Raw genomic sequence first — 10808 nt, 5'->3', positions numbered from 1 at the left:
ATATGGCTCTATTAGTTATTAGCATCTGGTTGTGTTTATTATTTGCTGGAATCTCCTATTATTCTTATGTATCAGAGCACAAACAAGTAGAACAAAAGCTAGATTACTACATCCCTCCGTGGCGGGTGATGAAACGAAAGAGACGGTATGATCGCTTATGGAGCTGGGTTGATCGTTTTGCGGAAACTGGGGAAAAGATTTCCATCCTCAGTGATCCTGTAGAGATTGAGGAGTATCTGACGAAAGCGGGTTATCCCTATGGTCTTAACCTTCGCAGGGTGCATGGTGCAAAGATTTTAGGTGCAATTTCGGGATTTGGAGCAGGATTTTTCTATGTATTTCTCGGTTTACCATTTGGTCCAGCTCTATTTCCAGTTCTAGTTTTTTTAGGCTACTCATATCCGATTCTTTTGCTTCGAGTCAGGGCAAAGCAAAGGCAAGAGCAACTGCGACTCGATCTACCTAATTTTTTGGATATGATGAGTATTACTCTCCAAGCAGGGATGGGGCTAGATGAGGCAATTCGATACTATATCGAGACCAGCGAGGGACCATTAACAGAGGAGCTAGCAAGATTGAATCAGGAAATTCGGTTTGGTGTTCAGCGAGAAGCCGCCTATCGAGCTTTAATTAATCGGACGGATTCTCCTGAACTAGACATACTCGTTCAATCTCTTATCCAAGCCCATATTCTTGGAACTTCGGTTGCAAAGACCTTCACCGAGCAGGCTGATGATATGAGGCAAATGCGGGCTGAACAAGCGAAGGAAAAAGCGGGTAAAGCAACGCCTAAGGTGTCTCTTGTGACAGGAGTCGTTATTTTCCCATCTATTTTACTTTTGATCGGGATGTTTATTATTTATACCAATTTTATCTCGAAGAATATTTTTTCGGGATTCTAGTAGGAGGTGATGAATGCAAAAGTAACTGCAATTGCTGATTTGAAAATTGTCCTTATTTATTTGTAATACGATTTAATATTAGGAGGCTATTTGAATGAATGAATCATTGCTAAAGTTGAGTGCGGAGTATGAAGTTATGAAAGTTAGAATGAAGCGTGCATTTAAAAGTAAAAAAGGATCCCCTACGATGGAGTATGTGATCATAATAGGGATCGGGGCTGTTTTCGCAGGGCTATTAGGATGGGTATTTACCGATGATGGTGCAGCCACGAATATCAAAGATGCTTTTAAAGATAAAGTGATGAAAATATTTGAATAAGATTTAATAATTTTTCTTAAAAACAGTAGATCCAATATAGTAATTTAGAATTCAATTCATATGTAAATTCTGCTCCTTATCTAGTCGTGAGGGGAGATAAGGAGCATTCTATAGTGTTTGAATCTAACCGATAGGATGTGAAGATAGTGTTAAAAAAATCCGTGCTCGCTTGCATAAGTATGTTTTTACTCGTTTTGTCAGCGTGTTCAATTAAAGAAACACCTGCTAAGGAGAGTAAACAGGAAAATGATATAAAGCCTACTACCAAAGAACTTGCTACTGATTTAGATGGTTATCTCAAAGAAGGACCTGGTAAGTATGCAGGGGTAAAGTATGACGAAACCAAGGTGAAGTCAGAACTGGATAAATTGCCAAATGATATATCTGTCAAAGATGCCCAGAAAGCCATTATTGATTTATTAGCTGAGGACTATCAACCAGTGTTAAAGGAGATCGACAACTTTAATACAACCTTACATATTGATGTAGTAGATCCAGAGAATCAGGCTACTGATATACCTAATGAGAAGCAGAAGCCCGTTAATGCCTATATTCTCTTAGATTCTAGCGGAAGCATGGTGGGTAAAGTAGGTGGACGTACCAAGATGGATCTAGCAAAGGCAGCAGTAAATCGCTTCTCTTCTTCACTACCTAAAGGGGTAAATGTTTCGCTACGAGTATATGGAAATAAAGGAAGTAGTGCGGATAAGGATAAAGATGTTTCCTGCAAAAGTACAGAGGAGGTATATCCATTAACAGCCTATGATTCACAAAAATTCGGCCAGTCACTTAATCAGTTTAAACCGACCGGTTGGACACCGATCGGCTTAGCTTTAACACAAGCGAAGAAAGACTTAGAAGAAAAAGGAGCAGATACTGAGAATATTGTTTATGTAGTAAGCGATGGAATCGAAACGTGTGGTGGAGATCCTGTACAAGCAGCAAAAGAACTGAACCAATCTGGGGCGAAAGCAATTGTCAATATTATTGGCTTTGATGTAGATAATGCTGGACAACAAGCTCTTAAGAAAGTAGCTGAAGCAGGTGGAGGAGAGTACAGTACTGTTCAGTCTGAGAAAGATCTCCGGGAGTACTTTGATAAGAAAAATCGAGATATGTATTGGAAATGGAATAGTTGGGGAACAAAAGCTTCCCTTAGCCTGCATTCTCAAAGGCTTAGTAGGAAGGGGGAAAGTGAAAAATTGTTGTTTTCAGTTTCAAGTGGCTTCTGGAAATTAATGAAAAGTGAAGAGAAAAATATGAAGATGGCAAGAGAATACCTAAAGGAAAAAGGGAAGATATCTGAGAAATCCCGCTTGGATATGGGTCAAATATTTTTAAAGAGATACATAGCTTTAGCAGACTATAAAGACAAAAAGTGGTCTGAAATAAATCAGGAAATTGATCGAAATTTCGCTGAACTGAACGAATCAGCTGAACGGAAAGAAAAAGAGATGAAAGGGAAGTATGGAAAATAGAAATTTTGAAGTTAAATCTTCAGATTGAATTTACAAAGGTAGCGAGGGTAGGCAGATGATAAATGGGAATCGTCGAAAGTATTTTGCAATAAGTGTATTGATTATGTTCGCCTTTATCATATTTTCTCCTTACATTGTTTTGGCAAAAGACATAACGACTGGAAGTTCATTTGGACAGTATAGTTTAAGTGTAGGAAAGTTTCCTACACTGGATGCGGAAGATCTTCCTACGCTAGATGCGGAAGATCTTCCAAAATTAGATGAGAAAGACCTCAAGAAGATGGATAAGCTACCAGAGCTTGACAAGATTCCTAAAGGTGATAAACAGCCATCAACCACTTCTAGTAACCCACAACAAGAGGAGCCAAAATGGTATAGTATCGACTCAAGTAGTTATAAAACATTTAAATATGTCCTAAATGACACGTTAAAGGGTTTAGTTAGTAAAGCGGATGGATTGTATCTTGCAGATAATTTGTCTCGTATCACAGCTCCAGAAGGTACAAATCCCAACTTTGTTGGTCTTACTCCCAAGGATGTGGTCAAGGGTTCATATTTTTTAAGTTCTTCACTTGTTCGTGGAGGAATTACCCTTGGTCTTGATGGGATAGTAGATAAAGATCAAAAGGCACTCTATGAGGCGGGATTAGATGGATGGTCTGCAATCGATAATGGATGGCAATCATGGGATTTTTTTAAGAGCACGAGAGATGTTAAACATATTTCGGATTTTTCAGAAAGATCTATACAGGCAGCGGGTCAGTCTGGTTCTTATCTTGGAAAATTGTTCTCCAAAGTAACACCGGTGACTGCAGTAGTTGGTGGATTATTTGCGGGTTATGAGGCAGTTCAAAATGTAGGTAAAATATTTAACGCTAATACTGTTGACGATGGAATAGATGCATCAGGGGATTTAGTGGCTAACGTAGGAGAGATGGCTATGGCAGTAGCTCCGTTTTTAGGGCCTGTCGGTGGGGTTGTTGCGTTAGCAGGGGCCGGTGTATTTGCAGTAGGAAAAGTAGTGCGCCACAGGAAGGCGATTGGTGATGCACTTTCTTCTGGATGGAATAAAGTAAAGGGATGGTTCTCGTGATTTGGAATGGTAAGCTAATCTCAATGATAATCTGTTACCAAAAGTTCGTAATCTAGGAGATTGATTTATTGGAGGGCAAAATAAGGAAAGCAACTGGGATAGCAGTAGAGAAGGAACTAAATGCAACAATTGCAGAAATAGGAAAAGTAGTTGGTTGGCTGGTGATTTGTTTAAGTGATCGATACGAAAAGGAGTCTGGAGAGATGTCAAATGCTGTCGTACCAGAAGCAGTCGTACAATCGGTAGAGTCGAAGAAATTACAAGGTGAGACCTATATAATAGGTTATCGAGCGATTGATGGTGGACAAGTATTTTATTACGCTCTTTATCGTAAACCGATAGAGGGACCAAAGGGTGTTTTAATCACCGATGAGTATGGTGCAATCGTTTCTCTTAAACAAGCTAAAAGAATAGTAGAGCTTACTTTTAGGGTTGATCATGCTTTTGATCGTGTTGAAGCAGGTGAACGACAAAAGTTTATCTATTTGGTTGATGTGTTTAATTTACTCCTATTAAGTAGCTTGGGTCTAGTAGGGAAAAGTAGCCTAGATCCGGAGGAACGTAGATGGTATGAGGAATTTGCGGAATATCCGAGGAATCTTAAAGAAAGCAGAAAGACATTATCTGATAGTGTCAAGTGTGGGAAGAAATTTTTTAAGTCTTTGGTCATACGTCCACTAATAGAAGTAGATTTAGAAAAAGCAATAGTATTTTATGAAATGGGAGAAATTATACATTATCAAATTTGTTATCGCTTTAAAGGTGCCATGGACGTGGAAGAATCAGCGAGGAAATTTATGAAAAGTTATTATGGAGGTAAAAATATCTGGCGGATCTATCGAATCCCGAATCTACTTTTGATGTGGTTCAGTTACTCAGCGCTACTTCCTAAGAAAGAAGATCGATATATGTTTGAGGATTTCGATGAGAAATCAAAAAAAGAGTTTACAGTTGATCATTTGATGCACAGAATTCGAAATCCGAGAGATTAATAGAATTTATCTAAGGGAATGCAAGGGTGATAAGTAATTCTATGTAATCAGAAAAGAGTGAATGAAAATATCCCATTCTTTATAGGTGTTAGCGATTGTATACCAAATGAATGGGAAGGGTTGAAAATGGATCCTCAACGAAAATTTTATAATCTCCCCAGAAAAACTGGGGAATTACGAAATATGATCCTACTGAAAAGAAAGAATAGGAGTTTGCTTCATGGGTATCTCAACATTTCAAATAATAAAAGAGCATTGGCGTAAATTAATCATGATTCAGCTAATTTTATATCTCCCCCTATATATCGGGCTATATTTCGTCGTGAATATTTTTTTAATCCAAGCTAATCTTGCGGGGCTTGGATTCTTAGGGCCTATTTTTAATATGATTTTCACCTTAATAGCTTGGGGAATGGTGCAGATTCCACTAGTCCTGCTGGTGGCAAGTGAGTATAAGGAAGAACAGGTCACAGCAGGCTCTATTTTGATTCGGTCTATTGAAAAGACATTTTATGTGTATTTATTTGCAATTATATTTTCTTTGATGGTGATTTTAGGTATGATGCTGGTTATTCTTCCTGGTCTGATTGCCTTTATCTTCTTTTTCTTCTATCCACAATTTATATTGTTGTACGGGCAAAAGGGATGGCGGGCAATGAAAGAGTCCGCACGTTTTATGCAAAAGAACTTACTTAAATCTCTCGGATACCTAATCATCTTCGCAGTGGTTATTGCGGTGATTGAGGCGATTGCTTTATTTGTTACGTTACAATTTTCTAATGCGGTGTGGGCAGTCGTTCTTGTACAAACACTAATGAATATGACTCTTTCTACCTTATTAGGTATTGCTTTATCTATATTTGTAATTAATAACTCTGATTACGAGGTCGAAGATTGAGCGAGGAGACATCGGATGAACTGGAAGAAATTATCAAATAAAAAGGGCACCATTACCAGTCTATGGTTCAGTAGTCTCCCCATCTATTTTATTCTATTTGGCGCGATTTTGACTCTAGTAGGACTATGGATTAGTATGTCCTCCCTTCGTGTAGCTGGAGACGCGGCGAGTGTTGCTGTTTCTAAGAAGCTAGACGAGCTGTTGCATGATGAAATTGAACGCAAGATGGATGAAGCATTTGATAATGGACATTTCAACAGCTATGAGTATGTACTGGGTACAGAGAAGAAGAAGAGAGACTTGTTACAGGAAGTCATTAAGAACAAAAAGGGCCAACTGACTGCTGCTGCTAAGAAGTATTTAAAGAAAAACAATGCAGCCGAACGTGGAGTATTGATTTTTGATGGTAAGGATGGTCGAGTGAAGGTGCAGGCAAAACGAAGTCTAGATGCACGTGTTTTTGAGGATGCTCTTGAAAAGTTGGATGTGATCGCACTCGGTCGTGGAGCTAAGCGAAGCTATCTAGAGTGGTTGGGGGATGGTGAACCGTTTGAAATTACGTTTCCTTAGAGAGAAGCAAGGAAGTACTACGTTAGAGTTTGTATCCCTTCTACCGATTGTCGCATTGATGAGTATGGTGATCTGGCAGATGGCTGTGTTTACGATGGCAGTGATGGATACGCAATCCTTTGTGAGGGAAGAAGTTCGGGTTGCGGCAGATGATGGAGATGCCAAGAAAGCAGAAAAACGTGGGGAAAAATCATTCCCTCAAACCGATAATGTGAAGCTCGCATCGTATCAGGTGAAGAAAATAGAAAAAGAGGAAAAGAAAGATAAACAAGGGGTAAAAAGGTCCTACATGGAAGTAACGGCCAAGATTAAAGTAAAGATCCTGTTCCTTTCAATCGCTCCCATTGAATATTCCTATAAAGCACAGTCACGGATCATTGATTAAATAGAATAGCTAATGTAAATATATTTAAATCAGTTAAGTTAACGATCATTATAGAAGAAAGGGACTACCATGAATTATAGACATAAATATTTACTTACCTTCTATGCATGATGCTTGTCCTCCCGGGTTGTTCGCTTTTCGGGCAACAAGGAGATAAAGGGGAAAAGAAAGCAGAGAAAAAGCAGGAAGTTACATATCAGCCACCTAAGCCATCGACCAAATGGGAAGAGATTGTAAAAGATGATGGGCAGGGGACCTATGCGGCGAATCGATACGATATGGATGCCGTGTGGAAAGAGCTAGACAAAATGAAAGAAGGATTAACCATCGATGAGTACTACAAAGAGGCGTTGAAGCTGGTAGGGGAATCGTACCATCAAGAAGAGAAGCAATTTGAAGAAGTGAAAGCAAGGAAGTATAGGACGGAGTTGCTGGAGTTAGATCCTGAGTCACCAGAGGCACAGAAGAAAGTCCAAGAATTAAATCAGGTACCGAAGCAAAATGTAGTGATTCTACTTGATGCAAGTGGAAGTATGAATGGTACAGTTGGGAGCCAGAAGAAAATAGATTTGGCGAAATCAGCAGTGAATCGATTTGTGACGAAGCTTTCTCCGAATACGAACCTTTCTTTACGTGTCTACGGTCATAAAGGCTCTAATGATAAGGGTGGAAAAGAAGCATCTTGTCAAGCTACTGAAACCATTTATGGGCCTAAAGCGTATGAATCATCCTTTCAATCTTCGTTAGACAAAGTAAAGCCAGCTGGTTGGACTCCTTTGGCACGTGCGATGCAAGAGGCAGGCAAGGATCTGAGCAGTTCGCAAGATAAAGACGTTGAAAATATTGTCTATATTGTCAGCGATGGACTTGAAACGTGTGGCGGAAATCCTGTATCGAAGCCTACCAATTGCACCAATCTAATGTGAAAGCGGTCGTGAATATTATTGGATTTGATTTAGATGGGAAAAGCAAAGAGGCGCTAGAAAAAGTATCCAAAGCAGGCGGAGGTGCTTTTCAGGCAGTCGATAGTGATAAGGATTTTGATAAAGCATTTGATCATTATATAGAATCTCTGAAAAAGGAAAATGGTCAGTGGTTTAATAGAGAGATAACAAAGTTGAAAAATAACTATAATAGTGATTCTTCGTTAATTGATGATTTACATAAGCAAGTGGTTTTGAAGGTGAAGAAAGAGCATGCTCGTCTGCTAAATGCTTTTGGATACCTATCTGTAACGAAAAAAATTGATAGTAAGAAATGGGTAGAACTCGCACAGAAAGCGGATAGTCGTTGGTCGGATTTGGGCGAACATATGGATAGTCAGTTTAGTAGTGGTGGAGATAACGTAACCGGTCAATGGAATGACTTAGTGAGAGAGTTAGATAGCCAATTCTATAAAAATAAAAGGAAGCTTACCAACTCGTTTCTCAATGGGTATCCCCCAGTCCGTCTACCAGAAAATAATGTATATAGATCCATGGATCTTCAAAAATGGTTTATACTCCCGGCTCGTTTTACCCAATCTCCTCCAGAAACTTTAGAGAAATTGAAAAAAAGTATAAAGTTGGCGAAAAGGAACCAGATAGTGATTCATAATAGTGCTAGATGAAAAAAGTAGGACAGGAGCTACCATGAAACATACATATAAGCTATTTCTTACCTTACTCTGCACAATGCTAGTCCTACCGGGCTGTTCGCTTTTAGGTCAACAGTCGGATAAGCAGAAACCAGAGAAAAAACAGGAAATTACATACAAACCACCTAAGCCATTGACCAAGTGGGAAGAGATTGTGAAAGATGATGGAAAAGGTATCTATGCAGCTGATCGATATGATATGGATGCTGTATGGAAAGAGTTAGACAAAGTGAAAGAAGGCTTAACTGTAGAGGAGTACTATGCGGAGGTTTTAAGACTAGTAGGGGATTCGTACAATCAAGAGGAAAAGCAGTTTGAAGAGATTAAGGCTCGGAAGTATCAAGAGCCGGAGTTACTTACGTTAGATCCTCAATCTCCTGATGCGCAAAAGAAAGTACAAGAGTTGAGTCAGGAACCGAAACAAAATGTAGTAATCCTACTCGATGCAAGTGGAAGTATGAACGGTACTGTTGAAGGCCAGAAGAAAATGGAGTTGGCAAAGTCGGCAGTGAATCGTTTTGTGGCCAAGCTCTCTCCGAATACGAATCTAACTTTACGAGTTTATGGTCATAAGGGTTCAAATGATAAGAATGGAAAGGACGTATCTTGCCAGAGTACAGAGGCTATTTACGGTCCGAAACCCTATGAATCTTCCTTTCAATCTTTCACTAGATAAAGTGAAGCCATCTGGCTGGACACCCCTCGCACGGGCAATAGAGGAATCGACAAAGGACTTAGGATCTGCTCAAGAAGCAGGGGTGAAGAACGTTGTCTATATTGTCAGTGATGGATTAGAAACGTGTGGGGGAAATCCCGTATCGGAAGCTTATAAATTATATCAGTCTAATATGAAAACGATTGTTAATATTATCGGATTTGATCTGGATGCAGAGAGTAAAAAAGAGTTAGAGAAGGTATCCAAAGCAGGTGGGGGTAATTTTCAATCAGTAGATAACAATCATAATTTTGACAAGGTATTTGAATCCTATATAGATTCTTTGAAAGCAGAAAATAGTCAGTGGTTTGATAGAGAGATAGATAAGTTAAAAAAGAGTTACGATAGCGATTCTTTACTAATTGATAATCTGCGCGATCAGGTTGTTGGGAAGGTGGAGAGGGAGTACACTCGTGTGTTGAATGCCATCGGCTACCTAGCTGTAACGAAAAAAATTGATAAGTCTAAGTGGGTGGATTTAGCCACAAAGGCGGATAGCCGTAGAACATATGGACAAGCAGTGGAGTAGAAGTGGTGATAACATAGTAGACCAATGGAATCATTTGGTTGATAGATTGGATCAACAATTTGACAAGAACCGAAAGAATCTCAGTAAAGACAGTCCATTTTATGTAAGTTATTCATTAACTCGTATACCCAAGAACAATATTGGAAGAACGATTATCTCGATGCAACCACATTGGTTAAATCTGAAACAGCGCTTTAGGCAATCCCCTCCTGAAACATTAGAAGAGTTAAAAGGAAAGAAAGAGGAACAAAAGTGACCAATTAGTCAACACGATTCGCAGATGGGAGTCAGTCATCATGAGGTGGTTTCATAAAATCGTTTGCTGGAGTCAATCCAAACGAAAGGGTTCTGCAACCCTTGAGATGGTAAGTATGTTACCCTTATACATTCTTCTCGCTCTACTAATCTGGCAACTAGCAATTGCAGGATTAGCTGTTGTGGATGCACAATCAGCCATGCGGGATGCTCTTCATGTGGCAGCTCAGACAAGAGATGAAGAACAGGCGGAGAAAGATGGAAAGGCTGCATTTGGGGAAGGAAAGCAATATCAGCTAACGAAATTAAGCGTGGATATAAAAGGGGAAGAGGCGACCGCAAAAGCGGAAATCAAAATCCCAATTATCTTTATGGATGATACAAGTCCGATTACGTATGAGTTTGAATCTACTTCTCCTTTAGACCGAGAATTAATAGTAGGAGGGATGGGGCCAGGAGGAATCGCAGGGCTTCCCTTTCTCTCGGGAAGTGGAGATTTTAACCTCCCTATTAAAAGCCCAACGATTAGTTCGGGATTTGGGACTAGGATTCATCCTATTTCGGGTAAGGCTAAGCATCATAACGGAATCGACTTTCCTAAGCCTGTTGGAACCCCGATTTATGCAGCAGAGAGTGGGATTGTCAAAAAAGCGGGTCCTTCTAAAGGCTTTGGGAACCTGATCGTAATCGACCATGGCGGAGGCGTAGAAACGTGGTACGGGCATATGTATTCGAATATGATCTATGTTCGTGAAGGTCAAACTGTAACGAAGGGACAAAACATAGCAGGTGTTGGGAGTGCAGGTGGTTCTACAGGGCCCCATTTACACTTTGAGGTACATATAAATGGAACTCCCGTCAATCCGGCGATTTATTTGTAAGGAATGCAAGATTCGTTTTTTCAATACTGGATAAATATAGGGAAATAGGCTAGAGTATAACTCGTGAATTGCTACATCATTAACATATCCAAAGTGTTGTGGAATATGTTGAATCCTACAATATTTGTTGTAGAGAAAGACTAAATGTGGATAAA

Annotated in this window: 14 protein-coding genes; all 14 read left to right on the top strand. The window is 39.6% G+C overall.

From position 1 onward, the window contains the following. Positions 1-2: 2 nt before the first annotated feature. Positions 3-902, top strand: a complete 900-nt coding sequence (locus tag EDD57_RS05265) for a type II secretion system F family protein (protein ID WP_131848438.1) — start codon at positions 3-5, stop codon at positions 900-902. A 94-nt stretch (positions 903-996) separates the two neighbouring features. Next, complete coding sequence (locus EDD57_RS05260; protein WP_131848437.1) at positions 997-1221, top strand: hypothetical protein; 225 nt, start codon at positions 997-999, stop codon at positions 1219-1221. Between the two features lie 146 nt (positions 1222-1367). Then, positions 1368-2699: a VWA domain-containing protein gene (locus EDD57_RS05255; RefSeq protein WP_131848436.1), complete on the top strand. Its 1332-nt coding sequence runs from the start codon at positions 1368-1370 to the stop codon at positions 2697-2699. 55 nt (positions 2700-2754) lie between these two features. Further along, a complete protein-coding gene (locus EDD57_RS05250) occupies positions 2755-3792 on the top strand; it encodes a hypothetical protein (RefSeq protein WP_131848435.1) in 1038 nt (345 codons plus the stop codon). 68 nt (positions 3793-3860) lie between these two features. Then, positions 3861-4784, top strand: coding sequence for a hypothetical protein (locus tag EDD57_RS05245; protein ID WP_131848434.1), 924 nt, complete (start codon positions 3861-3863; stop codon positions 4782-4784). Between the two features lie 220 nt (positions 4785-5004). Then, positions 5005-5682, top strand: coding sequence for a DUF7847 domain-containing protein (locus tag EDD57_RS05240; RefSeq protein WP_131848433.1), 678 nt, complete (start codon positions 5005-5007; stop codon positions 5680-5682). A gap of 15 nt (positions 5683-5697) precedes the next feature. After that, complete coding sequence (locus tag EDD57_RS05235) at positions 5698-6252, top strand: hypothetical protein (protein WP_131848432.1); 555 nt, start codon at positions 5698-5700, stop codon at positions 6250-6252. Beyond that, entirely contained in the window at positions 6233-6637 is a 405-nt protein-coding gene (locus tag EDD57_RS05230) for a TadE/TadG family type IV pilus assembly protein (RefSeq protein WP_131848431.1), read from the top strand. Before EDD57_RS05235 ends, EDD57_RS05230 begins: the two co-directional genes overlap by 20 nt. Positions 6638-6747: 110 nt before the next feature. Further along, positions 6748-7563 (top strand): VWA domain-containing protein, encoded by an 816-nt coding sequence (locus EDD57_RS05225; RefSeq protein ID WP_165873680.1) that lies wholly within the window; start codon positions 6748-6750, stop codon positions 7561-7563. 8 nt (positions 7564-7571) lie between these two features. Beyond that, positions 7572-8246, top strand: a complete 675-nt coding sequence (locus EDD57_RS05220; RefSeq protein WP_131848429.1) for a hypothetical protein — start codon at positions 7572-7574, stop codon at positions 8244-8246. Between the two features lie 22 nt (positions 8247-8268). Continuing rightward, complete coding sequence (locus EDD57_RS14760) at positions 8269-8949, top strand: VWA domain-containing protein (protein WP_243649446.1); 681 nt, start codon at positions 8269-8271, stop codon at positions 8947-8949. Continuing rightward, complete coding sequence (locus EDD57_RS14755; protein ID WP_243649445.1) at positions 8918-9517, top strand: vWA domain-containing protein; 600 nt, start codon at positions 8918-8920, stop codon at positions 9515-9517. Before EDD57_RS14760 ends, EDD57_RS14755 begins: the two co-directional genes overlap by 32 nt. After that, the gene (locus tag EDD57_RS05210; RefSeq protein WP_131848428.1) at positions 9498-9773 is read left to right on the top strand and encodes a hypothetical protein; all 276 of its coding nucleotides are present in this window, start codon (positions 9498-9500) and stop codon (positions 9771-9773) included. Before EDD57_RS14755 ends, EDD57_RS05210 begins: the two co-directional genes overlap by 20 nt. Before the next feature lie 40 nt (positions 9774-9813). Further along, the gene (locus EDD57_RS05205) at positions 9814-10653 is read left to right on the top strand and encodes a M23 family metallopeptidase (protein WP_131848427.1); all 840 of its coding nucleotides are present in this window, start codon (positions 9814-9816) and stop codon (positions 10651-10653) included. Positions 10654-10808: the final 155 nt, after the last annotated feature.

Origin of the sequence: Baia soyae, assembly GCF_004341445.1 — a bacterium.
In the GTDB taxonomy this organism is placed as follows: domain Bacteria; phylum Bacillota; class Bacilli; order Thermoactinomycetales; family Thermoactinomycetaceae; genus Baia; species Baia soyae.
Note: the sequence above shows the minus strand (reverse complement) of the source record. Positions and strands in the feature narration are given on the sequence as shown.